27 protein-coding genes are annotated in these 24,945 nt (G+C 68.2%); 12 read left to right on the forward strand and 15 right to left on the reverse strand.

Going from position 1 to position 24,945, the window contains the following annotated elements; all coding sequences use genetic code 11:
• Positions 1–123: 123 nt before the first annotated feature.
• The 4 genes from H295_RS0104335 to H295_RS0104350 form a co-directional block, all read right to left on the reverse strand.
• Positions 124–561, reverse strand: coding sequence for an SsgA family sporulation/cell division regulator (locus tag H295_RS0104335; RefSeq protein WP_020134113.1), 438 nt, complete (start codon positions 559–561; stop codon positions 124–126).
• Between the two features lie 99 nt (positions 562–660).
• The gene (locus H295_RS0104340; protein WP_020134114.1) at positions 661–1,455 is read right to left on the reverse strand and encodes an IclR family transcriptional regulator; all 795 of its coding nucleotides are present in this window, start codon (positions 1,453–1,455) and stop codon (positions 661–663) included.
• Positions 1,456–2,126: 671 nt separating this feature from the next.
• Positions 2,127–2,339: a DUF5326 family protein gene (locus H295_RS0104345; RefSeq protein ID WP_020134115.1), complete on the reverse strand. Its 213-nt coding sequence runs from the start codon at positions 2,337–2,339 to the stop codon at positions 2,127–2,129.
• A gap of 157 nt (positions 2,340–2,496) precedes the next feature.
• On the reverse strand, positions 2,497–2,814 hold the full coding sequence (locus H295_RS0104350; RefSeq protein ID WP_020134116.1) for a cupin domain-containing protein: 318 nt from the start codon (positions 2,812–2,814) through the stop codon (positions 2,497–2,499).
• A 57-nt stretch (positions 2,815–2,871) separates the two neighbouring features.
• Here H295_RS0104350 and H295_RS0104355 point away from each other — a divergent pair, with 57 nt between their 5' ends.
• From H295_RS0104355 to H295_RS0104375, 5 genes are all read left to right on the forward strand, one after another.
• A complete protein-coding gene (locus tag H295_RS0104355) occupies positions 2,872–3,249 on the forward strand; it encodes a phage holin family protein (protein ID WP_020134117.1) in 378 nt (125 codons plus the stop codon).
• A 6-nt stretch (positions 3,250–3,255) separates the two neighbouring features.
• A complete protein-coding gene (locus tag H295_RS0104360) occupies positions 3,256–3,747 on the forward strand; it encodes a low molecular weight protein-tyrosine-phosphatase (protein ID WP_020134118.1) in 492 nt (163 codons plus the stop codon).
• Entirely contained in the window at positions 3,744–4,883 is a 1,140-nt protein-coding gene (locus tag H295_RS0104365) for a cystathionine gamma-lyase (protein ID WP_020134119.1), read from the forward strand. Before H295_RS0104360 ends, H295_RS0104365 begins: the two co-directional genes overlap by 4 nt.
• Before the next feature lie 238 nt (positions 4,884–5,121).
• Positions 5,122–6,042, forward strand: a complete 921-nt coding sequence (locus H295_RS0104370) for a LysR family transcriptional regulator (RefSeq protein ID WP_020134120.1) — start codon at positions 5,122–5,124, stop codon at positions 6,040–6,042.
• Between the two features lie 88 nt (positions 6,043–6,130).
• Complete coding sequence (locus H295_RS0104375; protein ID WP_020134121.1) at positions 6,131–6,613, forward strand: NUDIX domain-containing protein; 483 nt, start codon at positions 6,131–6,133, stop codon at positions 6,611–6,613.
• Between the two features lie 40 nt (positions 6,614–6,653).
• Here the strand turns inward: H295_RS0104375 and H295_RS0104380 are convergent, their stop codons facing one another.
• Complete coding sequence (locus H295_RS0104380) at positions 6,654–8,051, reverse strand: globin domain-containing protein (RefSeq protein ID WP_020134122.1); 1,398 nt, start codon at positions 8,049–8,051, stop codon at positions 6,654–6,656.
• Between the two features lie 356 nt (positions 8,052–8,407).
• Entirely contained in the window at positions 8,408–9,040 is a 633-nt protein-coding gene (locus H295_RS0104385; RefSeq protein WP_020134123.1) for an HAD family hydrolase, read from the reverse strand.
• A gap of 236 nt (positions 9,041–9,276) precedes the next feature.
• Here H295_RS0104385 and H295_RS0104390 point away from each other — a divergent pair, with 236 nt between their 5' ends.
• Positions 9,277–10,143 carry a GNAT family N-acetyltransferase gene (locus H295_RS0104390; RefSeq protein WP_028809035.1) on the forward strand — a complete coding sequence of 289 codons (867 nt, stop codon included), beginning with the start codon at positions 9,277–9,279 and terminating at the stop codon, positions 10,141–10,143.
• Between the two features lie 100 nt (positions 10,144–10,243).
• On the opposite strand, the gene H295_RS0104395 is transcribed toward H295_RS0104390, so the two are convergent.
• On the reverse strand, positions 10,244–11,452 hold the full coding sequence (locus tag H295_RS0104395; protein ID WP_020134125.1) for an MFS transporter: 1,209 nt from the start codon (positions 11,450–11,452) through the stop codon (positions 10,244–10,246).
• A 147-nt stretch (positions 11,453–11,599) separates the two neighbouring features.
• Here H295_RS0104395 and H295_RS0104400 point away from each other — a divergent pair, with 147 nt between their 5' ends.
• The gene (locus H295_RS0104400; RefSeq protein ID WP_020134126.1) at positions 11,600–12,052 is read left to right on the forward strand and encodes a GNAT family N-acetyltransferase; all 453 of its coding nucleotides are present in this window, start codon (positions 11,600–11,602) and stop codon (positions 12,050–12,052) included.
• Between the two features lie 21 nt (positions 12,053–12,073).
• Here the strand turns inward: H295_RS0104400 and H295_RS0104405 are convergent, their stop codons facing one another.
• Positions 12,074–13,459, reverse strand: a complete 1,386-nt coding sequence (locus H295_RS0104405) for a serine hydrolase domain-containing protein (RefSeq protein WP_020134127.1) — start codon at positions 13,457–13,459, stop codon at positions 12,074–12,076.
• A gap of 200 nt (positions 13,460–13,659) precedes the next feature.
• Between H295_RS0104405 and H295_RS0104410 the strand changes: the two genes are divergently transcribed.
• Positions 13,660–14,226, forward strand: coding sequence for a dihydrofolate reductase family protein (locus H295_RS0104410; RefSeq protein ID WP_020134128.1), 567 nt, complete (start codon positions 13,660–13,662; stop codon positions 14,224–14,226).
• 21 nt (positions 14,227–14,247) lie between these two features.
• Here H295_RS0104410 and dnaB read toward each other — a convergent pair whose 3' ends face one another.
• Positions 14,248–15,723: a replicative DNA helicase gene (dnaB, locus tag H295_RS0104415; protein WP_028809036.1), complete on the reverse strand. Its 1,476-nt coding sequence runs from the start codon at positions 15,721–15,723 to the stop codon at positions 14,248–14,250.
• A 460-nt stretch (positions 15,724–16,183) separates the two neighbouring features.
• On the opposite strand from dnaB, the gene H295_RS0104420 reads away from it, so the two are divergent.
• Complete coding sequence (locus H295_RS0104420) at positions 16,184–17,521, forward strand: MATE family efflux transporter (RefSeq protein WP_020134130.1); 1,338 nt, start codon at positions 16,184–16,186, stop codon at positions 17,519–17,521.
• Between the two features lie 156 nt (positions 17,522–17,677).
• Here the strand turns inward: H295_RS0104420 and rplI are convergent, their stop codons facing one another.
• The 4 genes from rplI to rpsF all read right to left on the reverse strand — a co-directional run bounded on the left by rplI (position 17,678) and on the right by rpsF (position 19,404).
• The gene (gene rplI / locus H295_RS0104425; RefSeq protein ID WP_020134131.1) at positions 17,678–18,124 is read right to left on the reverse strand and encodes a 50S ribosomal protein L9; all 447 of its coding nucleotides are present in this window, start codon (positions 18,122–18,124) and stop codon (positions 17,678–17,680) included.
• An 18-nt stretch (positions 18,125–18,142) separates the two neighbouring features.
• Entirely contained in the window at positions 18,143–18,379 is a 237-nt protein-coding gene (rpsR, locus tag H295_RS0104430; protein ID WP_003949403.1) for a 30S ribosomal protein S18, read from the reverse strand.
• Between the two features lie 57 nt (positions 18,380–18,436).
• The gene (locus H295_RS0104435) at positions 18,437–19,033 is read right to left on the reverse strand and encodes a single-stranded DNA-binding protein (RefSeq protein ID WP_020134132.1); all 597 of its coding nucleotides are present in this window, start codon (positions 19,031–19,033) and stop codon (positions 18,437–18,439) included.
• Between the two features lie 80 nt (positions 19,034–19,113).
• A complete protein-coding gene (rpsF, locus tag H295_RS0104440) occupies positions 19,114–19,404 on the reverse strand; it encodes a 30S ribosomal protein S6 (RefSeq protein ID WP_020134133.1) in 291 nt (96 codons plus the stop codon).
• 263 nt (positions 19,405–19,667) lie between these two features.
• Here rpsF and H295_RS0104445 point away from each other — a divergent pair, with 263 nt between their 5' ends.
• The 3 genes from H295_RS0104445 (at position 19,668) to H295_RS0104455 (ending at position 22,389) form a co-directional block, all read left to right on the forward strand.
• Positions 19,668–19,982, forward strand: coding sequence for a hypothetical protein (locus H295_RS0104445; protein ID WP_028809037.1), 315 nt, complete (start codon positions 19,668–19,670; stop codon positions 19,980–19,982).
• 179 nt (positions 19,983–20,161) lie between these two features.
• Positions 20,162–21,283, forward strand: coding sequence for a peptidoglycan bridge formation glycyltransferase FemX (gene femX, locus H295_RS0104450; RefSeq protein ID WP_020134135.1), 1,122 nt, complete (start codon positions 20,162–20,164; stop codon positions 21,281–21,283).
• 74 nt (positions 21,284–21,357) lie between these two features.
• Positions 21,358–22,389 (forward strand): alanine racemase, encoded by a 1,032-nt coding sequence (locus H295_RS0104455; protein WP_020134136.1) that lies wholly within the window; start codon positions 21,358–21,360, stop codon positions 22,387–22,389.
• A 133-nt stretch (positions 22,390–22,522) separates the two neighbouring features.
• Here the strand turns inward: H295_RS0104455 and H295_RS0104460 are convergent, their stop codons facing one another.
• Together H295_RS0104460 and H295_RS0104465 are read right to left on the reverse strand one after the other, a co-directional pair.
• Positions 22,523–24,025 (reverse strand): glycosyltransferase family 87 protein, encoded by a 1,503-nt coding sequence (locus H295_RS0104460; protein ID WP_028809038.1) that lies wholly within the window; start codon positions 24,023–24,025, stop codon positions 22,523–22,525.
• 240 nt (positions 24,026–24,265) lie between these two features.
• A complete protein-coding gene (locus H295_RS0104465; RefSeq protein ID WP_020134138.1) occupies positions 24,266–24,649 on the reverse strand; it encodes a hypothetical protein in 384 nt (127 codons plus the stop codon).
• Positions 24,650–24,945 lie beyond the last annotated feature (296 nt).

Consider the following 24,945-nt stretch of genomic DNA (forward strand, 5'->3'; position numbering starts at 1 on the left):
GCTCCGACAAGGGGTCACCGCTCAAGGAGTCATCGGCCGCCGCCCCGCCCTCATCGGCAGAAGCGTTCCTTCGCCCTCCCACTCGAAGGTGAAGCGTTCCGCCCAGCTCACGACCGTCCAGCGTCAGCCCGCGCTCTGCTCCTCCGCCAGGATCCGGTCCAGCGCCTCGTCCAGATGCGCGTCGAAGTCGGCCATCGCGGCCTCCTGCCCCAACGGCACCAGCTTGTCGGTGCGGTCGAGGAAGGCGATGACCGGCGCCGTCGACGAACGGAACAACGCCTGGTCGCCACCGACCTGAAGCCTGATCAGCAGATCCCCCAGGGTGTCGGGGCCGGCGGGCGAGACCCGTACGTCGCCCTCCCCGCAGGGTCGCCCCACTCCGTCGATCAGCAGCTCGCGCCCGAAAGCCCAGGTGACCGGGGCATCGCCCGGCAGATGGAAGGTCAGCCGGACAGCGTAGGGATCCTCGGTCTCGTAGCGCAGCTCCACCGGGATGCGGAAGGAGAGCTCCTCCGACACCAGAAAGCTCATCATGACCTCTGCCTGTACGGACTCGCGCATCGACTACCCCGTCATCTGCCTTCGTATGGCCGGGAATGATCCCTCTGACACTGATGGAATCTTGCTGAACGTACACAACAGATCACAAGGAGTGAGTTTTCAGATACTGATAGAGAGCGCGAGCGAACCCATCCGACGCCCGACTTCCTCTTGCAATTGCTGGGTGGCGGCCCACAACCGGTCGGCCTGATGAACGGGCAGGGAGAGAGCCATCGTTGCCGCAGCGTTACCCAACGTGATCGGAATCGCCGCGCACACCGTCCCCAGCGCGTACTCCTGACGCTCGATCACCGGCTGCATCCGGCCGGTCCGTTCGAGCCGTCGAAGCAGGCTGTGGTGGTCGCGCACCGTGTACGGGGTGATGGACCGCACCGGATAGCGGTCCAGGTGGTCGCGCCGGGCCGCCTCGTCGAGCTGGGCCAGCAGGCACTGGCCGATGGCGTGCGCGTGCCCTGTCTCGCGGAAGTCGGCCCACTCCTCCACAGCCGGATTGCCCGGGGTGTCGGAGACACAGAGAACCTCGATCTCGCCGTCCCGGTACTGGGCGTAGTAGACCGGCACCCCGATCAGATCCCGCCAGTGCGCGAGCGCCTCGACCACGGTGCTGCGACGTTTCTGCTGGGCCCCGCTGCTGCTGAGCCGCTCGGCCGCCTCGCCGAGGAAGAACAGGCCCTTGTCGCGGCGCAGATAGCCCTCGTGCACGAGGGTGCGCAGCAGGTGGTACGCCGTGGGGAGCGCCAGCCCGGTCTCGCGGGCGAGCTGTTTGGCGGGGGCTCCGTGTTCGTGTTCCGCGACGGATTCGAGCAGGCGCATCGCTCGTTGGACCGAGCCGATGAGGGTCGCGGAGTGGGGCTGCTCGGCGTGCTCGACGGGCGGCGCGGCGCGTCGCTGCACGGGGGCGGACGGTCGTAGCGGCACCGCCGGACTTGCCGACGCCGAAGCCGACGTCTCACCGTGCGTGGAGGTCTGCCCGCGAGAGCCTGCCTGGCCGTGACCGGAGACCTGATGGTGACGACCGGAGACCGTGCCCCGGACAGAAGCCTCGTCGTGAACGGAGGCCTGCTGGTGAGCCGCTGTCCGGCCGCGGGCGGATGTCTCCTCGCGGGCGGATGACTTCTCGTGAGCGGAGGATGTCAGGCTGCAGGCGGATGTCTCCTCGTGACCCTGCGGCCCGAAGGGAGCTGCCGACCGAGGCGCGGCCGTCGGCCGGGCGGAAACCGTCGACTGCGCGGGAGCCGTCGCCTGAGCTGCGGGAGCCGTCGGCAGCGTGGCCGGTGCGTTCGGCTGTGCGGGAGTCGTCGTCCCGCCGGAGAACCGTGCGGGTGGGCTGGCGACCTGTGCGGGTGCGGTGTCAACCGTGGCCAAGGGGCACTCCCGGAGCGCGTGGAGGGCGGCCCGTGCGGGGGAACACGGGAGGGGGTGTACGCCGCTCGCGGGGTCGTCCCCGCGTCGAGTTCCGGACTTTAACGCTCCGCCACCGCACGTATACGGCCCGTCCGGGAAACTTCCCTCGCCCGAGGGAACAGGCGATTCCTGTTACCGCTCGCCCCGCCCGCCGCGAGCCCTCACCAGTCGCTGCGCGACGAGGAACTCGACGTGAACTTCCGTACGACGTAGACCAGTCCGCCGACCAGGGCCACGAAGACCAGCAGCTTGAAGAGCAGGCCGATGACGAAGCCGACGACCGTGGCTATCAGCCCGCCGAAGACGACCAGGGCGATGACCGGCACCGCGATCCACTTCACCCACCACGGCATCCCCGCGAAGATCTCTCCCATCGCACGCAACCTCTCTGCATTCCGGCACCGTCCGGCCCCTCTGGTACCGGATCCCAATGTCCTGCACTCGATGCTAGGGCCGGCAGGGGTCCCGGCGGGGGCCTCGCATCCCTTGTCGTCCCCTGACTGATCCCCTAGGGAACCCCGAGGTCGCGGGTCAGCTCTCCGGGGGAGAGAACACCACCATCACCCTGAGGTCCTCGCTGATGTGGTGGAACTTGTGGGCGACTCCGGCCGGGACGTACACCACGCTGCCCCGCGCGACCTGGGTGGTCTCCATGCCCACGGTGATCGCGGCCCGGCCGCTGACCACGAAGTAGACCTCGTCCTGCTTGTGCGGCTGCTGCGGATCCTGTGCGCCGGCGTCGAGCGCGTACAGGCCGACCGACATGTTCCGCTCACGCAGAAACTGGAGATAGGCACCGTCGTTGGCGGCGCGCTCCGCCTCCAGCTCGTCCAACCGGAATGCCTTCATCGACTCAGTCCACCCTCGTCAGTGCCGTACTCGATCTCTTCTGCCACGATCAGACACATGAAGAATTTCGTAGTCAAGACGATCGCCAACGCGGGTGCCCTGGCGGTCGCCGTCTGGTTGCTGGACAAGATCACCCTGACCGGTGACAGCACCGGCAAGAAGGTCTGGACGCTGATCCTCGTCGCCCTGGTCTTCGGCCTGGTGAACTTCCTGGTCAAGCCGATCGTGAAGGTGCTCACCTTCCCGCTGTTCCTGCTCACGCTCGGCCTGTTCACGCTGATCGTCAACGCGTTGATGCTGCTGCTGACCTCGTGGCTCGCGGACAAGCTCGACCTGAGCTTCCACGTCGAGGGGTTCTGGACCGCCGTCCTGGGCGGCCTGATCATCTCGATCGTCTCCTGGGCCCTGCACGTCGTCCTGCCCGACGAGGACTGAGGAGGCATGACCTACCGGATCTGTTTCGTCTGCACGGGCAACATCTGCCGTTCCCCCATGGCGGAGTCGGTCTTCCGCGCCCGGATATCCGAGGAAGGCCTCGACGACCTGGTCGAGGTCGACAGTGCCGGAACGGGCGGCTGGCACGAGGGCGACGGCGCCGACCCGCGCACGGTGTCCGTCCTGGAAGCGCACGGGTACGACGGGGCCCATACGGCCCGCCAGTTCCAGTCGTCCTGGTTCTCCCGGCTCGACCTCGTCATCGCCCTCGACGCCGGCCACCTCAAGGCCCTGCGGCTCCTCGCCCCCACGCCTGAGGACGCCTCGAAGGTGCGGCTGCTGCGCTCGTACGACCCCGCCGCGGGCGGCGACCTCGACGTCCCGGACCCGTACTACGGGGGTCTGGACGGCTTCGAGGAGTGCCTTGAGATGGTGGAGGCGGCGAGCGAGGGCCTGCTCGCCGAGGTGCGCGAGCGGACGGAAGGACAGGTGGCATGAGCGACAGGGCGGCCGACGACGGCGAGGGCACGCGCGCGGTGCGGGCCGGACTGCCCGACGCGGCCAAGAACGAACCGACCCTGCCCGGGCCGGCCTTCGCCGCCCACTTCCACCTGCCGGGGGAGGTCGACGGCCCCTACACCTACGGCCGTGACACCAACCCGAGCTGGAGCCTGCTGGAGCGCGCCATCGGCGAACTGGAGGCGCCCGCACGGTCCGACGTGGAAACGCTGGTCTTCGCCTCGGGCATGGCCGCCATCTCCGCCGTGCTCTTCTCGCAGCTGCGCGCCGGGGACACGGTCGTCCTGCCCGGCGACGGCTACCAGGTGCTGCCGATGGTCCGGGCCCAGCTGGAGGCCTACGGCATCGAGGTACGCACCGCGCCGACCGGCGGCGACGCCCAGCTCGACGTCCTCGACGGGGCGCGGCTGCTGTGGATCGAGAGCCCGTCCAATCCCGGGCTCGACGTGTGCGACATCCGGCGGCTCGTGGGAGCGGCACACGCGCGTGGGGCCCTCGTCGCCGTGGACAACACGCTCGCCACACCGCTCGGACAGCGCCCGCTGGAGCTCGGTGCGGACTTCTCCGTCGCCAGCGGCACCAAGCAGCTCACGGGGCACGGAGACGTCCTCCTGGGGTACGTCACCGGCCGCGAGGGCGAGGCCATGGACGCGGTGCGCCGCTGGCGGAAGATCGTCGGGGCGATCGCCGGCCCGATGGAGGCCTGGCTCGCACACCGTTCGATCGCCACGCTCCAGATGCGGGTCGACCGGCAGAACGCGAGCGCGCTGGTGCTCGCCCAGGCGCTGCGGGAGCGGCCCGAGGTGACGGGACTGCGCTACCCGGGACTGCCCGACGATCCCTCGCACAAGATCGCGTCGCAGCAGATGCGCCGCTACGGGTGCGTGGTGTCCTTCACGCTGCCCACGCGTACGCGTGCCGAGCGTTTCCTCGACGCGCTGTGGCTCGTCGACGACGCGACGAGCTTCGGCGGGGTGCGCTCCACCGCCGAGCGGCGCCGACGCTGGGGCGGGGACGACGTCCCGGAGGGCTTCATCCGCTTCTCGGTCGGAGCCGAGGATCCCGAGGACCTGGTGGCGGATGTGCTGCGGGCACTGGAGGAGTCGGCCGACTGACGGTTCCGGTGAGGGCTCTACGGACGTCCGTCCATGTCCGGCTACGTATGACGGACGGTCCGAGCCTCCCCCCTCGTGGCTCGGACCGTCCCGGTTCCGCGCGCGAAGAACCTCGCGAACAAGGCTAATTGACTCTCTGTCAGTGTCCAATCACAGTAGCGACAGAGACCTATCGACATATTTATAGTTGGGCCCTGCCTCGATGCCGGGAGAAGGGCAGGGAAGAGGAGGCGTCGCCATGGATCTGGCCCTGTTGCGCACCTTTGTAACGGTGCACCGGGCCGGTTCCTTCACCCGCGCCGCCGCCCTGCTCGGCCTGTCACAGCCGGCCGTCACCTCGCAGATCCGCACCCTGGAGCGGCAGTTGGGCCGCCCTCTGTTCTTACGACAGGCCCGCGGCGTGACTCCGACGAGCATCGGAGACGAACTCGCCCACAAGGCCGCCCCGCATCTCGACGCCCTGGTGGAGATCACCGAGACCGGGCTCGACGACGAGTCCTCCCTGCGCACCCTGCACCTCGCGGGCCCTCCCGAGTTCACCGCCGAGCGGGCGCTCCCCGTCCTCACCGAGCTGACCGGCGAGGACGGCCAGTCCTTCGCTCTGCGAGCCTCCTTCGGCAACGCCGAGGAGACCCTGGAAGGGCTCGCCGCCGGGCATCATGATCTGGCCATCTGCACAGCCCGTCCGCGCGGCCCGCTGCTCACCGCCAGCACGCTCTGCGACGAGGAGCACGTCCTGGTCGCCGCGCCGGCCTGGGCCGACCAGATCGGATCAGGGGAGGAGACGGGAGGCGCGTCGGCCGCCGGACGAGCGCCCGCCTTCGAGGGCGTCCCCGTGATCGAGGTGCATGAGTCGCTCCCGTTCGTCTCGCGCTACTGGGCCTCCGTCTTCGACTCCCACCCGGCCACCCCGGGCACCGTGGTCGTGCCTGACCTTCGTGCGGCGCTCGCCTGTGCCGTCGCGGGCGCCGGGCTCGCGGTACTGCCCCGCTACCTGTGCGCGACCACCCTGAAACGCGGAGACGTCGTCGCGCTGCACGAGCCCCCCGTACCCCCGCTGCGGACGTACTTCCTGGTGGTCCGTACCGGGACCCTGGCCATGCCGCACATCGCACGGGCACACGACTGGCTGCTCCGGGCAGCTGCCGACTGGGGCTGACCAGGCATTTTGCGCCCCTCACCGAACGAGTCCAGCCGGTGACACCACGCGATGTTTCACGTGGAACCATCCGGGCCACATTCCACCCATGACCGTCCGACCCGTGGTCAAGCGCACCGCACGTGCCGTCCTGCTCGATGGTGACGACCTGATCCTGATCAAGCGCACCAAGCCCGGCATGGATCCCTACTGGCTGACTCCCGGCGGTGGAGTCGAGCCGACAGACACGACCGTCATCGACGCCCTGCACCGCGAGGTGTACGAGGAACTCGGTGCCAAGATCACCGACGTGGTCCCCTGCTTCGTGGACACCGTCGAGCACATCGGCGACAGCGGCAGCGCGACCGGCGTGAAGGTGCAGCACTTCTTCGTCTGCCACCTGGAATCGATGGACCCGTCGCTGCGGCACGGGCCTGAAGTGGACGAGCCGATCGGGGAGTACGAGATCGTGCGTGTGCCGTTCACCCGGGTCGGGATCGCCTCCGTGCACCTCGTCCCGCTCTCCCTGCGGCACTATCTGGACGGCAACATCGAGGGCGTGCGGGCCATGCACGCTCCGGACCTGGGCTGAGGCGCCAACCGGCACCACAGGGCCGCGCACCGGCCGCGGATCACTGCGCCAGGACGAGTTCCTCCACGGCGTCATGGCGTATGCGTTCCGAGGGGATCCCGATGGACCTGAGCGTGTCGACCGCGCTGCGGATCATCCCGGGCGGCCCCGAGAGGTAGGCGTCGTACTCGTGCCAGGGGCCGCCGTACTCACGTACGGCGTCCGGGAGCCGGTGGGGCTGCCGGTCGACGATGGCACGGACCGACAGCCAGGGGTGCGACTGCTGGAGCCGGAGCATCGTGTCGAGCTCGTACAGGTCGTGGTCGGTGCGGGCGCCGTAGAACACGTCGACCGAACGCTGTGCGCCGTGTTCGGCGACGTCCTCGACCAGCGCCTTGATCGGGGCTATGCCGGTGCCGCCGCCCAGGCACAGCAGTCCGCTGTCGGTGGTGTGATCCACGGTCATCGATCCGGTCGGCGGACCGAGCCGGATGATGTCGCCGGGTCGGGCGCGGTGCACCAGGGCGCCGGAGACCCAGCCCGCGGGAAGGGCCTTCACATGAAACGACAGCAGACCGTCGGAGCGGGGGGCCGAGGCGAAGGAGTAGTGCCGCCAGATGCGCGGCCACCAGGGCGTCTCCACGCTCGTGTACTGGCCGGCGACGAAGGGATAGGGCTGGTCGGGCCTGACGGTGACGACGGCGACGTCCCGGGTCCTCAGGTCGTGCGAGACGATCTCCGCGAACCACCAGGCCGGGGCACGCAGTTCGTCCGCGGCGGCCGCGTCGATCATCACCTGCGAGATCTTCGTGTACGTCCGCACCCAGGCCGCTTCCGTCTCTGCGTCCCAGACTCCGGGGGTGTACTTGCTCAGCGCGCCGATGAGGCATTCGCCGACGGCCGGGTAGTGCTCCGGGCGTGTGCCGTACTTGCGGTGGCCCCGGCCCAGGTTCTGAAGGTAGGCGACCAGCACCGGGGTGTTGTCGATGTGCTCGGCGGCGGTCAGCAGCGCCTTGAGCAGGCGGTCCCGCTGGGCGTCCATGGCCGCCGGGAACAGCGGGCGCAGGTAGGGGTGGCGTACGAAGAGCAGCGCGTAGAAGTACGAGGTCACCTGGTCGGCCACGTCGGCGATCCCGGCCATGGTGCGGCGGATGAGAACGGCGTCCGGGGACGGCGGCTGGTCGCTCTGGGGCAGGTGAGCGTAGTGCGAGAGGGAGGGCTTGTGGACCGGCGCCTCGACGGCCCGCTCCGCCTCGCGGGGTGAGGCTGTGGGCCGGGGCGACGGAACAGGCGTGGCCTGCCGGTTCGCCGGATCCGCTTCGGCGTTCGTGCCGGGCGCCGGCTCCCTGGGTGGAGCGAACCAGCCACTCCCGATCTCGGAAGTGCCGTTGCCGCCCTCGGAAGTGCCGTCGCCCGACATGGCGGTCGGAACGTCCATGGTGTGCCTCGCCTCGAACATCGTTCGGTCGGTCTGCGCTCTTCCTCGGTCGGAAGATGCCTGCTTTCCCCCGCAGACGGCTTGGTCCCGCTCGGCATCGCGGCCCACGCAGCCAGATGACACCCGCATTCGCGGTCCTCACGGACAGGGAGGCGAGAGTGTGGCATCGGCCGCAGTGCTCTCACCGCAGCGTCCCACCGCGTGTGGACGCCTGCTCTCATAACCACAAACGCGGGTCTTCGATCTCTCCGTCCCGTTAGGCTGCGTTGCCCCGCTCCAGCCCGCACCGAGAGGTCGTACCCCTGTACGAACGGGAACCGGAGCCGACCCTACCGGTCCTCACGAGTTCCCCACGGGAGAACCGCACATCGCGACAACTACCGGGCGGCGCGCACCAGTTCATAGGCGTCCCACAGATCCGTACCCGTGTAGGAATGGGTTGAGATCTCGGACAGATGATGGTCGGCATTGACCGCCACGGAGACCGGCACCGCGCCGAACAGGTCCTTGTCCGAGGACGAGTCCCCATAGGCAATACAGTCCGCCCGCGTCACGCCGAACTCCGCACACAACCGATCCGCGATGAGGACTTTGGCTGCGGCGCTGAGGACCCCGGTCGGATCGACGGGTTCGACGAAGGGAACGGCCGGAAAGCGGGAGCCGTATGCGGCATGGGCTCCCCAGCCGGTGAGTCGCTCCACGAAGAAGGACGGCGATAGCGAGATCACCGCGCAGTAGTCGCCCTGCGCCCTGATCTCGGCCCAGACCTCCCGGATGCGCGCCAGCCACGGGGCACTCTCGAAGGCCGCGGCCACATGCGCTTCGGTCAGCGCCGCCCACAGCGCGTACACCTGCTGCGCATACTCGGGCGGCCCGATCAGCCCGGCACTGATGGCCTGGTCGAGCGCCACTGCCTCGGCTTCGAGTCCCAGCTGCCGGGAGATCTCCACGGGTGCCGTGGTCCCGTGCAGCAAGGTGCCGTCTAGGTCGAAAAGATGAAGTCTCGCCACAGCCCTGAGGCTAATGGCACCTTCACAGCGACCCCGGGGTGGTGGCACATGAGTACGGTGAGACGTCAGAGCCACTCGCGGTTGATCACCGATTGGTCGCCGTTCTTCGTTGTTTCACGTGAAACACCCGGCATCTGTTCGCGCGATGTGCGCTTGGCTACGACATGGCCAAAAGCTCGTACCTGCCCTCGGAAACAGGTGGACGCCGAGTGTGCCCGTCGGACAGCCTGACCTGCGTGCCGACTCCTTCTCTCGCCGCTCTCCCCATCCGCCGTCTGACGCTCCGCGATCTCACCGCCTGCGCCGACTTGTCTCAGGACCGGGGGTGGCCGCGCGAGGAACACAAATGGGGCTTCCTTCTCGCGGCCGGAAAGGGCTATGGCATCGACGACCCCGAGGGAGGCCTCGTCACCGCGTGCGTGGTCACGGAGTACGGCCCGTACGACCAACCCGACCTGGGGGCGATCGGGATGGTGCTGGTCGCCGAACGGCACGCCCGACAGGGTGTAGGGCGCCGGCTCATGCAACACGTCCTCTCCTTGATGGGCACCACCCCGCTGACCCTGCACGCCACGCCCTATGGCCGTCCGCTCTACGAGGAGTTGGGCTTCAAGGTCATCGGCCGGGCGGAGATGCTCAAGGGGCACTTCACACCGGGCGGCTCCGCACCGACGGTGCCTACTCGCGCGGCCACCGCCGAGGATCTCGCCGCCATCCTCCAGCTCGATGAGGAAGTGCTCGGCACCGACCGCACGCACCTCGTCACCCGGCTGCCCGCCTTCGCGGACCAGTTGCGCGTCGTCGAGGAGAGCGGGCGGATCACCGGATACGCGGCCGCCTGGCCCAACATGGAGACCCATGTCGTGGGGCCGCTGGTCGCCCGTGACACCGAGACGGCCCAGGCACTCCTCGCGTCCCTGGCCACCGGCACCGAGCGTCCCTTGCGCACCGACATCGACGTACGGCACGAAGAGCTGCGGGCGTGGGCCAAGGAGCACGGTCTTGCTCCGGTCGCCTACAACGCGGTCATGACGTACGGGATCTCGGAGCTGCCGGGGGACTGGAATCGACGCTTCGCTCCGCTGACGGTGGCGGCGGTCTGAGCCCCGGCTGTACGACGGCGGCGGTCTGAGCCCCGACTGTACGACGACGCCGGTCCCCGGTCAGGGGATCCGGCGCCGTCGTCGTTGTCCTGCTCGCCGCTCAGTGATGCACGGCAGGACGCTGTCCGGCAGGTGTCGCACCGGCCACCACGGAGCTGGGAGCACTTCCCCTGCGCTCCAGCGCGGCCGAGAGGAACGCGAGCAGCAGGGCTGCCGCGGCCAGGGCGGCACCCACCCAGTTGGGGGCGGTGTAGCCGAAGCCGGCCGCGATGACCAGTCCGCCGAGCCAGGCGGAGAGGGCGTTGCCGAGGTTGAAGGCACCGATGTTGACGGCCGAGGCGAGCGTGGGAGCGTCGTGCGCCTGGTCGAGCACCCTCTTCTGCAACGGGGGCACGGCGGCGAAGCCGAGCGCACCGACAAGAGTGATCGTGATGCCGGCCAGGACCTTGTGGTGCGCGGTCAGCGTGAAGAGCGCGAGCACGACGGCCAGGGCGCCCAGCGAGACGTAGAGCAGGGGCATCAGCGCGCGGTCGGCATACCTGCCGCCGACGAGGTTGCCGCCGACCATGCCGAGTCCGAAGAGGACCAGCAGCCAGGTGACCGAGCCGTCGGCGAAACCGGCCACGTGGGTCATCATCGGTGCGATGTAGGTGATGGCGGCGAAGACTCCGCCGAAGCCGAGGACGGTCATCGCCATGGCGAGCAGGACCTGGGCGTTCTTGAAGGCGGCCAGTTCGTGACGCAGGCGTACCCCTTCGGGCCGGGGCATCTCGGGGACGAGCCGGGCGATGCCCGCGAGGCCTGCGACACCGAGCGCGGCGACGATCGTGAAGGTGAGCCGCCAGCCCGCGGTCTGTCCGATAAGCGTTCCCAGCGGGACGCCGACGACATTGGCGACGGTCAGACCGGTGAACATCATCGAGATGGCTCCGGCCTTCTTGTCCGGGGCGACGAGGTCGGCGGCGACGACCGACCCGATGCCGAAGAAGGCTCCGTGGGCGAGGGAGGCAACGACGCGGCCGATCAGCATGACGCTGAACGCGGGGGCGAGGGCGGAGAGCAGGTTGCCGACGATGAACAGCCCCATCAGCAGCATCAGCATCCGTTTGCGGGAGATCCTGGTGCCCAGTGCGGTCATGAGCGGGGCGCCGAGCATGACGCCCAGCGCGTAGCCGGTGACCAGGAACCCGGCGGTGGGGATGGAGACCCCGAAGTCGTCCGCGACCTCGGGCAGCAGGCCCATGATCACGAACTCGGTCGTGCCGATTCCGAAGGCCCCGATCGCGAGAGCCAGAAGCGCGAGCGGCATGGGGGGTGACACCTTCCCAGACGATTGCAGGAGCATGTTGCGCTCATCTACAATAATTGCAGACGCGCTATATATGCAAACGCTGGCTACTCTCCCGTTCCGGTCCCCCTCCATTTCCGCTCGGAGTCCCCGCGTAGGGTGCCGCCCATGGGAGATCTCGACATCCGGCCCGCCACCGCGGACGACATTCCCGCCATCGTGGCGATGCTCGCCGACGACCCCCTGGGCGCCGAGCGGGAGTCACCGGGCGACCTGACCCCCTATCTGGCCGCGCTGGAGCGCCTCACCTCCGACCCGAACCAGCATCTGGTCGTCGCCGCCCGAGCGGACCGCGTCGTGGGCACCCTGCAGCTCACCGTCGTTCCAGGACTGCCCCGGCGCGGTGCCACCAGGTCGATCATCGAGGGGGTGCGGGTCCACGCCGCCGAGCGCGGCAGCGGGCTCGGGACCCTGCTCATCGAATGGGCGATCGAGGAATCCCGGCGCCACGACTGCCGACTGGTGCAGTTGACGTCCGACAACACCCGCACGGACGCCCACCGCTTCTACGAACGGCTCGGTTTCACGGCCTCGCACGTGGGCTTCAAGCTGGCCCTCTGAGCTTCCGGAGCTCTCCGGCGGCTATCCGATGCCGCGCCACCCCTGCGGGTCCACTCCCCCCGGCACGGAGGCCTCCTGGTCGTACGGCTGCCGGGTGAACACGAACGACCCGAGGTCGAGGTGGTCCACGGACCCGTCGGGCCGTCGTACGGCTGTCAGGAGCTCCCCTTCGAAGTAGCCTTCCAGCCCCGTCCAGGTGCCGTCACCGTTGGCCCGGAACCGCGAGCGACGGCCGGCACCGGACAGGGGCTCCAGCGAAGCGAGCCCGTCCGCCGTCAGCCGCAGGGCGAATCCGTGCGTCCCCCAGTACCACTGCCCCGCCAACTCCAGCGCGGGCCCGTCGGCTTCGCGCAGCGGACGCCAGGGCTCGGGGATCCTGGGCTCCGCCTCGGCGACGATCCGCACGAGGTCGGCACCGACCGTGGCCAGCAGCGGACCGGAAGTGCAGTTGGCGAGCACGACCGCGGCGACATCGTCCTCCACGCTGATCGTCAGGTTCGCCAGGAAGCCGGGCAACGAGCCCGAATGCCCCACCAGCAACCGGCCCGCACGGTGCTGCACCTGCAACCCGAGCCCGTACGAGGCACCTTCGGCGAGGTCCCCGATCCCCGGCGGAGCCGCGGGCGTACGCATCTCCCGCACGGTCTGCGCGCTCAGCACCCGGTCGTCGCCGTTCGTCAGGAAGACCGCGAAGCGCGCCAAGTCGGCCGTGGTGGACCACAGCTGCCCCGCGGGAGCCATTCGCCCGAGGTCCTCGGCGGGTTCCGGCAGCATCACGTCGGCCCACGGATGCACCGCCCACCCGCCGGCGTGCGGCGCCTCGGGGCGAACGCCCGTGCGGTCGAGTCCCAGCGGTACGAGCACCTCGCGCCGCAGGACCTCCTCCCACGGGGCCCCGCGCAGCTTCTCGACCAGCGCGCCCAGCAGGGTGTATCCGGGGTTCGAGTAGTGGAAACGGCGCCCCACCGGATGCAGCAACGGCTGCTCACCCAGCACGTCGGCGAGTTCGGGGCGCAGTGAACCGGACGTACGTTCCCACCAAGGCGCGGGTGACTCGGCCGCCAATCCACCGCTGTGGGCGAGCAGTTCGGCGACGGTGGCCTCCCCCGCCCCCGTGCCGGGAACATGCTTCTCGAGCGGGTCACTGAGGTCGAGCAGCCCCTCGTCCCGCAGTCGCAGGACGAGGACGGCGGTGAAGGTCTTGGTGATCGACCCGATGCGGTACTGCACGGTCTCGTCCGGACCGTGCCCGTCCACCGAGGTACGGGACCCGTGCCACACGGTCCGTCCGCCCCGTACGACCGCCGCCACCAGCGAGGGCGCCCTCCCCTCGGCCTGGGCCACGGCGATCCGGTGCAGCAGCGCCCTGCGCGTGCCGGGAAGCAGCTCTTCCTGAGATGTCGTCATGCCCCCAGTCCATCCCGCGGGGGCCCCGGACGTCGACTTCTTAAGCCCGGCGTCGAGTTCGGACGGCTTGCCCGTGCCGGCCGCCTGGACCACGCTGAGCCACGAGCACGAGGACTGGCGGCGAGCCCGGACCGCGCACCGATGAGTTTCCCGCGCCACCCTGGTCTGCACACCGGACACCCGGGACGGAAGGCTGCGCCATGCGAAAACTGATCTACGGCATGAACCTGACCCTGGACGGCTTCATCGCCGCGCCCGGCGACGACATCAGCTGGGGCGGAGCGCGCAACCATGAGCTGTTCCAGTGGTGGCTCGACTACGAGTCGGCCAGTGGCGTGACGCTGTACGGGCGCAAGCTGTGGCAGACGATGAGCTCCCACTGGCCGACCGGCGATCAGCAGCCGGGCGCCACCCAGGCGGAGATCGAGTTCGCGCGGAACTGGCGGGACACGCCGAAGGTGGTGTTCTCCTCGACGATCGACAAGGTCGACTGGAACGCCCGCCTGGTCACCGGCGACGCGATCGCCGAGATCACCCGGCTCAAGTCCGAGGACGGCGGCCCCATGACCATCGGCGGCGCGACGCTCGCCGGGGCGGCCATGCGCGCCGGGCTGATCGACGAGTACGCGATCGTCGCGCACCCGGTCCTGGTGGGCGGCGGCACACCGTTCTTCGCCGCGCTGGACAACTGGGTGAACCTGAACCTGCTGGAGACCCGGACGTTCCCCGGTGGCGTGGTCCTGAGCAGGTACGAGACGCGCCGCTGAGAGGCGGCCCCCTCGCACCCGTCAGGTCTGAGCCATGTCCACGAAGCGGGAGTAGTGACCCTGGAAGGCGACGGTGATCGTGGCCGTCGGGCCGTTACGGTGCTTGCCGACGATGATGTCCGCCTCGCCCGCGCGCGGTGACTCCTTCTCGTAGGCGTCCTCGCGGTGCAGCAGGATCACCATGTCGGCGTCCTGCTCGATGGAGCCGGACTCACGCAGGTCGGACACCATCGGCTTCTTGTCCGTGCGCTGCTCGGGACCACGGTTGAGCTGCGAGAGCGCGATCACCGGGACCTCCAGCTCCTTGGCCAGGAGCTTGAGGTTACGGGACATGTCCGAGACCTCCTGCTGACGGCTCTCCTGGCGCTTGGAGCCACCGGCCTGCATCAGCTGGAGATAGTCGATGATCACGAGCTTGATGTCGTTGCGCTGCTTCAGCCGCCGGCACTTCGCCCGGATCTCCATCATCGACAGGTTCGGGGAGTCGTCGATGTAGAGCGGCGCGGAGGACACCTCGGGCATCCGACGGGCCAGCCGGGTCCAGTCCTCGTCGGTCATGGTGCCCGAACGCATGTGGTGCAGGGCCACTCTCGCCTCGGCCGACAGCAGACGCATCGCGATCTCGTTGCGTCCCATTTCGAGGGAGAAGATGACGCTGGCCAGGTTGTTCTTGATGGACGCCGCGCGCGCGAAGTCGAGGGCGAGAGTGGACTTTCCCATGGCGGGACGGGCCGCGATGACGATCATCTGGCCCGGGTGCAGGCCGTTGGTGAGCGAGTCGAGGTCCGTGAACCCGGTCGGCACACCGGTCATCTCACCGCTGCGCGAGCCGATCGCCTCGATCTCGTCGAGTGCGCCCTCCATGATGTCGCCGAGCGGCAGATAGTCCTCGCTGGTGCGCTGCTCGGTGACCGCGTAGATCTCGGCCTGCGCCCGGTTGACGATCTCGTCGACGTCGTCGTCCGCCGCGTATCCCATCTGGGTGATACGGGTACCGGCCTCGACCAGGCGGCGCAGGACGGCGCGCTCATGGACGATCTCCGCGTAGTACTCGGCGTTGGCCGCGGTGGGTACGGTCTGGACGAGGGTGTGCAGATACGATGCGCCGCCCACCTTGTTGATCTCACCGCGTTTGGTGAGCTCGGCGGCGATGGTGATGGGGTCGGCCGGCTCGCCCTTGGCATAGACGTCCAGGATCGACTGGAAGATCGTCTCGTGGGCGGGCTTGTAGAAGTCGTGGCCCTTGATGACCTCGACGACGTCGGCGATGGCGTCCTTGGACAGCAGCATGCCGCCGAGGACGGACTGCTCGGCGTCCAGGTCCTGGGGCGGGACCCGCTCGAAGGCGGTGCCTCCGCCGTCCCACTCGCTGTCCCTGCCCCGGTCGTGCTGCTCGTCCCGGCCACGGCCTCCGTCGCCGCGGCGGCGCGAGGACGGCAGACGATCACTGGGCCCGCTGTCGGCCCACGGGTCGTCCAAGGGCTCGGAAATACTCACCGAGCCACCTCCTCCCGTCCGCCGAGCGGACCCTCGCCGTGCTTCTCATTTCTACGGCACGGCACTGACAAATGAGACGCCCAACTCCGGTTCTGGCGCGTCGGGTTTGTGATGATTTCCAGGCCGACGGACGGAGCGGGCGCCGGACCACCGTAGGCCCGCGGGCACCGTCAGCCAATCTGGTTATCCACAGGCCATGTGGACGACGGCCCGGATGCTGTGGAGAACTCCGCAAAACCTGTGCACGACCCGGTGGACAGTCCTGTGAACAAGCTCGTCCCTCTTCCCAAAGAGCCGCTCTGACCTGCACATTCACCGTCCACCGGCTGTGCAGAAGAAAAACTTTCCCAGTCGGCCCAAGATCAGTTCGAGCTGTTCGTCACACCGCACACGACGCGCACACGGGTAAGGGTTGATATTGCGTTGCATCTCTTACCTGTGGACGATTAGATTGGTGCACATGACACAGGCGTCCGCAGCCCCCAAGGCGACTCGGCGACAGCACGACCGCGAGATCGTCGCACTCGCCGTTCCGGCCTTCGGCGCACTCGTCGCCGAACCCCTTTTCGTGATGGCCGACAGCGCGATCGTCGGCCATCTGGGGACCGCACAACTCGCCGGCCTCGGCATCGCCTCGGCTCTTCTCACGACGGCCGTCAGCGTCTTCGTCTTTCTCGCCTACGCCACCACAGCCGCCGTCGCCCGGCGCGTGGGAGCAGGCGACCTCCAAGCCGCCATCCGCCAGGGCATGGACGGCATTTGGCTCGCCCTGCTGCTGGGTGCCGCCGTCATCGCCGTGTTCGTTCCCACCGCACCCTCAATCGTGGAGCTCTTCGGCGCCTCCCACACCGCGGCCCCCTACGCCATCACCTACTTGCGGATCTCAGCACTCGGCATCCCCGCCATGCTCGTGGTGCTCGCCGCGACGGGAGTACTGCGCGGACTCCAGAACACCAGAACTCCCCTGTACGTGGCCGTCGCCGGCTTCGTCGCCAACGGCGTCCTCAACGCGGTCCTCGTCTATGGCGCCGACCTCGGCATCGCCGGCTCTGCCTGGGGGACGGTAATCGCCCAATTCAGCATGGCGGTCGCCTATCTCGTGGTCGTCGTCCGTGGAGCCCGCCGACATGGAGCCTCTCTGCGTCCCGACGCCGCCGGGATCAGGGCCTCCGCTCAGGCCGGCGCTCCCCTTCTGGTCCGCACGCTTTCCCTGAGGGCGATCCTGATGATCGCCACCGCCGTGGCAGCCCGCCTCGGCGACGCCGACATCGCCGCCCACCAGATCATTCTGTCGCTGTGGAGCCTGCTCGCCTTCGCCCTGGACGCGATCGCCATCGCCGGGCAGGCCATCATCGGTCGCTATCTGGGCGCCGGTGATAGAGACGGTGCCCGCCAGGCCTGCCGTCGGATGGTGGAGTGGGGCATCGCGGTCGGGGTCGTCCTGGGCGTGCTGGTCGTGCTCGCCCGGCCCCTGTTCCTGCCCCTGTTCACCGGTGACTCCACGGTCAAGGACGCCGCCCTGCCCGCTCTGGCGATCGTGGCTCTCTCCCAGCCGATCTGTGGTGTGGTCTTCGTTCTGGACGGCGTCCTCATGGGTGCGGGCGACGGGCCATACCTGGCCTGGGCCATGGTCGTCACCCTGGCCGTCTTCACTCCGGTTGCTCTGCTCGTCCCGGTCCTGGGTGGCGGTCTCACGGCCGTGTGGGCGGCGATGACACTGATGATGGCAGTCCGCATGCTGACGCTGTGGCTGCGAACCCGCTCGGGCCGCTGGATCGTCACGGGCGCGACCCGCTGACCGTTTCACGTGAAACATCGTGGGCCGTCACGTTTCACGTGAAACACGAAGCGTTTCCCGTCGGTTCGAGCATGCGAAAGGGGCCGCACCAGTGACGGTGCGACCCCTCTCCCAACTGCTCAAGCGAGACGCAACTGCTCAAGCCAGACGCAGCGATCAGGCCGCGACGACCTCGATGTTGACCTTGGCGGCAACCTCGGGGTGCAGACGCACGGACGTCTCGTGGGCGCCCAGGGTCTTGATGGGCGAGCCCAGCTCGATGCGGCGCTTGTCGACCTCGGGGCCACCGGAAGCCTTGATCGCGGAAGCGATGTCGGCCGGGGTGACGGAACCGAAGAGACGACCTGCGTCGCCGGAGCGGACGGCCAGGCGGACCTTGACGCCCTCGAGCTGGGCCTTCACCTGGTTGGCCTGCTCGATGGTCTGGATCTCGTGGATCTTGCGAGCACGACGGATCTGCTCGACGTCCTTCTCGCCGCCCTTGGTCCAGCGGATCGCGAAGTTCCGCGGGATCAGGTAGTTGCGAGCGTAACCGTCCTTGACGTCGACGACGTCGCCCGCGGCACCGAGGCCGGAGACCTCGTGGGTGAGGATGATCTTCATTAGTCGGTCACCCTTCCCTTATCGCGCGGTGGAGGTGTAGGGCAGCAGCGCCATCTCACGGCTGTTCTTGACGGCCGTGGCGACGTCACGCTGGTGCTGCGTGCAGTTGCCGGTCACGCGGCGGGCACGGATCTTGCCGCGGTCGGAAATGAACTTCCGCAGCATGTTCGTGTCCTTGTAGTCCACGTACGTGACCTTGTCCTTGCAGAAAGCGCAGACCTTCTTCTTAGGCTTGCGCACAGGCGGCTTCGCCATGGTGTTTCTCCTGTGTGATCAAGAAGTGTGGGTACGACCCACCCCTCGGCCCGAGGCCTAGAAGGGGGGCTCGTCCGAGTAGCCGCCGCCACCGCCGCCGGAGTTTCCACCCCAGCCGCCACCGCCGCCGCCCTGGTTGCTACCGGCGGGAGCGCTGGTGGCCCACGGGTCGTCAGCGGGAGCGCCGCCGCCCTGCTGACCGCCACCGGAGTTTCCACCCCAGCCGCCGCCACCCTGGCCGCCACCGCCACCGCCGTTGTAACCGCCCTGGCCACCCCGACCGGCACCGCCGGCCGTCTTGGTGACCTTGGCCGTGGCACTGCGCAGGCTGGCGCCGACTTCCTCGACGTCCAGCTCGTAGACCGTGCGCTTGACGCCCTCACGGTCCTCGTAGGACCGCTGCTTCAGCCGGCCCTGCACGATGACGCGCATGCCTCGCTGGAGCGACTCGGCGACGTTCTCCGCCGCCTGACGCCAGACGGAGCAGGTCAGGAACAGGCTCTCGCCGTCCTTCCACTCGTTCGTCTGACGGTCGAAGGTGCGGGGGGTGGACGCGACACGGAACTTCGCGACCGCCGCACCGGAAGGGGTGAAGCGCAGCTCGGGGTCGTCGACAAGATTGCCGACGACCGTGATGACGGTCTCGCCTGCCATGGGGAACCTCTCGGCGGGTTTGCTGCTCTGGCTGCTTGGTTGCTGCTACTCGAATCCCGGGATCAGCTGAGCGGGAGAGCTCAGTGGGTCTCGGGGCGGAGGACCTTGGTCCGGAGGACCGACTCGTTCAGGTTCAGCTGTCGGTCGAGCTCCTTGACGATCGCGGGCTCAGCCTGCAGATCGATGACCGAGTAGATGCCCTCGGGCTTCTTCTTGATCTCGTACGAGAGACGACGACGGCCCCAGGTGTCGACCTTCTCGACCTTGCCGTTGCCCTCACGGACGACGGAGAGGAAGTTCTCGATCAGGGGGGCGACAGCGCGCTCCTCCAGATCGGGGTCGAGGATGACCATCACCTCGTAGTGACGCATGTGGAACCCACCTCCTTCGGACTCAGCGGCCACGGTCGTTCCGTGGCAGGAGGGTTGTGATGCGTACGCAACGGTATCGGCCGCCACTGACAATCGGGGCTTCCTCGCGGTAGACCCGGTCGTGACATGGGCAGACACCGTGCAGACGGTACAGACTACCCGCACACCGGCTTCCGGTTGAAATCCGGCCCCGGGGACGGTCACTCTGTACACATCGGGTGTGTATGGCGCTACAGTGCGCCGTCTTCCGCAGGAGGTGCCCTATGGCACAGGCAATGCGACCCAACACCGCCGGAGGCCTTTTCGCCACGGACGGAAAGCCTCACCCCCTCCAGGACACGCTGCTCGCGGTGACCCTGGTGCTGGGTGTCACGGCCTTCGTCACGGCGATGTTCCACAACCTGCACCTGCTCAGCTCCTGGACGGGCCTGGTCGGCATCCTCACCGGTGCATACGGCCAGTGGATCTCGGAGACGACCAGGGAGCGCTTCGGACTGATCCTGGGTCTGGGCGCGGCCGCGGTCGGCTTCTTCCTCGGCATGGCGCACGGCGGTCTCTTCGGTGGGGTCATCAGCTGACGCCACGGGCACCCGCCCCACAACACCACTCAAAGCACCGCGGAACGCCTCGGCGGCCCCACAGCCGGGACGCGGGTGCCGTACGCCCAGTCGGGGCGCTCGCCAGGCGCAGTAGGCTTCGGCGCGAGAGCCGGAGCCCCTGTACCCATGGGGACACACCAGCCCGAGGAGCGCCCCGAATGAGCCTGACCCTGAGGACGATCAGCCGCGAGCAGCATCTGGCGTACATCCAGAGCCTGCCCTCGGCGAGCCACATGCAGGTTCCTGCCTGGGCAGACGTCAAGGCGGAGTGGCGCTCCGAGAGCCTCGGCTGGTTCGACGAGAAGACCGGCGAACTGGTGGGCGCGGGTCTCGTCCTCTACCGCCAGCTGCCCAAGATCAAGCGCTACCTCGCCTATCTGCCCGAGGGCCCGGTCATCAACTGGTTCGCGCCGAATCTGACCGAGTGGCTGGAACCGATGCTCGCCCATCTCAAGCACCAGGGCGCCTTCTCCGTGAAGATGGGCCCGCCGGTGATCATCCGGCGCTGGGAGGCCACCTCCATCAAGGCCGGCATCCAGAACCCGGACGTGAAGCGGCTGCGGGACATCGAGGCCGACTTCATCGAGCCGCGCGCCTTCGAGGTCGCCGACAAGCTCCGCCGGATGGGCTGGCAGCAGGGCGAGGACGGGGGAGCCGGCTTCGGTGACGTCCAGCCGCGCTACGTCTACCAGGTGCCGCTCGCGAACCGCTCCCTGGAAGAGGTCCACAAGAACTTCAACCAGCTGTGGCGCCGCAACATCAAGAAGGCCGAGAAGGCCGGCGTCGAGGTCGTCCAGGGCGGCTACCAGGACCTCGAGGAATGGCAGCGGCTGTACGAGATCACCGCGGTCCGCGACCACTTCAGGCCGCGTCCGCTGTCGTACTTCCAGCGCATGTGGACGGCCCTCAACACCGAGGACCCCAACCGGATGCGGCTGTACTTCGCCCGCCACGAGGGCGTGAACCTGTCGGCGGCGACCATGCTCATCGTCGGCGGGCACGTCTGGTACTCCTACGGCGCCTCCGACAACATCGGCCGTGAGGTCCGGCCCTCGAACGCGATGCAGTGGCGGATGCTGCGCGACGCCTACGCGCTCGGCGCGACCGTCTACGACCTGCGGGGCATCTCCGACTCGCTGGACGAGACCGACCACCTCTTCGGTCTGATCCAGTTCAAGGTGGGCACGGGCGGCCAGGCGGCCGAGTACCTCGGCGAGTGGGACTTCCCGCTCAACAAGCTGCTCCACAAGGCGCTCGACATCTACATGTCGCGCCGCTGACGCCGCGCTCTTCGGTTCAATAGCTCGCATCCCTCTGATACACCCCAGCCACCAGAAAGGTTCCGGGTCCGGCCATGGCGCTCACGCTCTACGTCGACACCGCGCGCTGGCGTGCGCACCACAAGCACGTGCAGGAGCAGTTCCCGGGGCTCGTCCCGGTCTGCAAGGGCAACGGCTACGGCTTCGGGCACGAGCGGCTGGCGGAGGAGGCCACCCGGCTGGGTTCGGACGTCCTCGCCGTCGGCACGACCTACGAGGCCGCCCGGATCAAGGACTGGTTCGGCGGCGACCTGCTGGTCCTCACGCCGTACCGGCGGGGTGAGGAGCCCGTGCCGCTGCCCGACCGGGTGATCCGTTCGGTGTCGTCGATAGACGGCGTCTACGGCCTGGTGGGCGCCCGCGTCGTCATCGAGGTGATGTCCTCGATGAAGCGGCACGGCATCACCGAGCAGGAACTGCCGCAGTTGCACGCCGCCATCGAGAACGTCCGCCTCGAGGGCTTCGCGATCCACCTGCCGCTGGACCGCACCGACGGCTCGGACGCCGTCGAGGAGGTCATCGGCTGGATGGACCGGCTGCGCGCGGCCCGGCTGCCGCTGCACACCATGTTCGTCAGCCACCTCAAGGCCGAGGACCTGGCCCGGCTCCAGCAGCAGTTCCCGCAGACCCGCTTCCGCGCCCGCATCGGGACCCGGCTGTGGCTCGGGGACCACGACTCCACCGAGTACCGCGGCGCGGTCCTGGACGTCACCCGTGTCTCCAAGGGGGACCGCTTCGGCTACCGGCAGCAGAAGGCGGCCTCCGACGGCTTCCTGGTCGTCGTGGCGGGCGGCACCTCGCACGGTGTGGGTCTGGAGGCCCCGAAGGCCCTGCACGGCGTCATGCCGCGCGCCAAGGGAGTCGCCCGTGCCGGCCTGGCCACGGTCAACCGGAACCTTTCTCCGTTCGTCTGGGGCGGCAAGCAGCGCTGGTTCGCCGAGCCGCCGCACATGCAGGTCTCCATCCTCTTCGTGCCGTCGGACGCCCCGGAGCCGAAGGTCGGCGAGGAGCTGGTGGCCCATCTGCGGCACACCACCACGCAGTTCGACCGCATCGTCGACCGCTGAGCCGTCTTGGCGACTCCGTAGCGACGCCATAGGCAGCAAGCCGTAGAGGCAGCAGCCGCCGTAGAGACAGCAGAAGGCCGTACAGGGCAGCCCCTGTACGGCCTTTCGTGCTGTGACACCCAGGCGTGTTCGCTCAGAGCGAACGGTCGGTGGTGCCTGGTTCGCTGCCCCACTCCACCTGCGGTCCGTCGAAGTGCGCGGCGTGCCGCGGCGGACGGCTTGCAGCACCGAGCACGAAGACGTCCTCCGCCCGGTCGAGCACACCGCCCGACGGATCGTCGTCGCCGGCCAGTCGCACCACGTCCCGCTCCGGCATGAGGATGTCGCGCAGGACCATCGCGCACAGGTACGCGGTGCCCATCAGATGCAGGCCGATGGCCCAGTGGTAGCCGTCGGTCGGCAGACCCTTGTGGGCGTTGCCGCTGGTCGTGTACGCGAGGTACATCCAGATGCCGAGGAAGTACGCCACCTCGCAGGCCTGCCAGATCAGGAAGTCCCGCCACTTGGGCCGGGCCAGTACGGCCAGCGGCACCAGCCACAGGACGTACTGCGGGGAGTAGACCTTGTTGGTGAGGATGAACGCGGCGACGATCAGGAACGCGAGCTGCGCGAAGCGCGGCCGGCGCGGGGCGGTCAGCGTCAGTGCCGCGATGCCCGCGCAGGCCAGCAGCATCAGCAGCGTGGCGAAGGTGTTGACGGTCTCCGTGCTCCACGGGTCGCTGGAGTTCTGGGCGATGATCAGCCAGAACGAGCCGAAGTCCACGCCCCGCTCCTGACTGAACGTGTAGAACTTCGACCAGCCGTCGAAGGCGAAGAACATCACCGGCAGGTTCACCACGAGCCAGGAGACGACCGCGCCACCCAGGGCCTTGCCGAAGTCCCGCCACTTGCCAGCCCGCCAGCACAGCACGAACAGCGGGCCGAGCAGGAAGACGGGATAGAGCTTGGCGGCCGTGGCGAGGCCCAGGAGGACGCCGAAGGCGAGCGAACGGCCGCGGGCCCACATCAGCATCGCGGAGGCCGTCAGAGCGACCGCCAGCAGGTCCCAGTTGATGGTGGCGGTCAGCGCGAAAGCCGGGGCCAGGGCGACCAGCAGCCCGTCCCAGGGGCGACGGGCGTGCGTACGGCTCACGCAGACGACGATGACGGCCGCGCAGGCCATCAACATCCCCGCGTTGACCATCCAGTACCACTGCTCCTGGTCCTGGATGCTGCCGCTGCCGGGTGTCAGCCAGGCGGCGACCTCCATGAACACGCCGGTCAGCACCGGGTATTCGAGGTACTGCATGTCACCGGGGAGCTTGTCGAAGTACGGGACGAGCCCGTCGGCGAAGCCGCGTCCCTGGTAGAGGTGCGGGATGTCGGAGTAGCACGCGTGCGTGTACTGAGAGCTGGCACCGAAGAACCACGCGCCGTCGTAGCAGGGCGCCTTCTGGACCAGGCCCAGCGCGAACACGCCGATGGCCACGAGAGCGATGACCCGCACGGGGTTCCACCAGGACGTCCCCAGCAGAGCACGGCGCCCCAGAGGGCCACCGATCAACTCGCTGCCACTCCTGGCGACCTCGTCGTCCTTGGTCGGAGGTACGAGGTCCGACTCGTGCACGCTCGCTGGCGTCGATTCAGCACTGGGCATGCCGCACATCCTGCCGTACGAGGCCGGCAGTACGCCGAGGGCCGCCGCACCACCGGTGCGGTGGCCCGGTCGGGCCGACTCTCGTGGGAAAGCAGAAGCTCGTAGCTTTCCTGGCCTCAGATGTTGCGAGAGCCCGCGATGAGGAAGTATTTTCCGGCATTCAAACAAGCAGGGGACGTCAACCACTGGACGCCCCCTCGCGATATGCCCAGACAGTTGCCCAGTTGGCCCATATGGCGACTATTCGTTGAACTCGCCACTGTCGCTGCACGGTTCACCCATAGTGGCATCCATAAATGCGCTAGTCGGATACTTTCCCCAACAGATGACGAACGTATAGGTGCCAGAATTACCTATGTTGTAGCCCTTGCTGTCACATCCACTGTCGCCACCGTCGGAGACCGTCATAACTCTTTCGTAGCCGGAGGTGGTCAGGTACGAATTATAGAAGACCGCACCATACACCCCCTTGCCGTCCGCCTGAGTGTCGCAAATCTTGAAGACGTCCCCGTCGTCGATGAATGTCATGTAGCCATGACCTATATTGACGGTCTTGTTCGCAGCAAAGGCTGGACTCGCCGCTGCGACAATCATCACGGCGGCGCCTGCGGCGCCCGCCGCCATACGGGCGAGCTTAGAATTAAACATATTCCCCCCATTTACTGCCAGGCTCAATTGAAACCGTAATCGTCTTCTCTGTTTAGTACGGTAGGACAAGTTTGCCATGAACTCACCAAGACTGCAATGCAATATACAGATTCAAGCTTGCGTGGCAGAGCAGCCCTCAGCCTTGATTCTCCACAAAGGCCCGTCAGCTTGCTGATGGGGCTTTATGTGGTGAGTTTTGAGGGTTTTCCGAATTATGGGCAGCTTGAGGGCCCGGCTGTCGTGTCGGGAGTGCGCCGCGTTCCACGGCTGGG

This window comes from Streptomyces sp. 351MFTsu5.1 (assembly GCF_000383655.1).
GTDB classification, from domain to species: domain Bacteria; phylum Actinomycetota; class Actinomycetes; order Streptomycetales; family Streptomycetaceae; genus Streptomyces; species Streptomyces griseorubiginosus.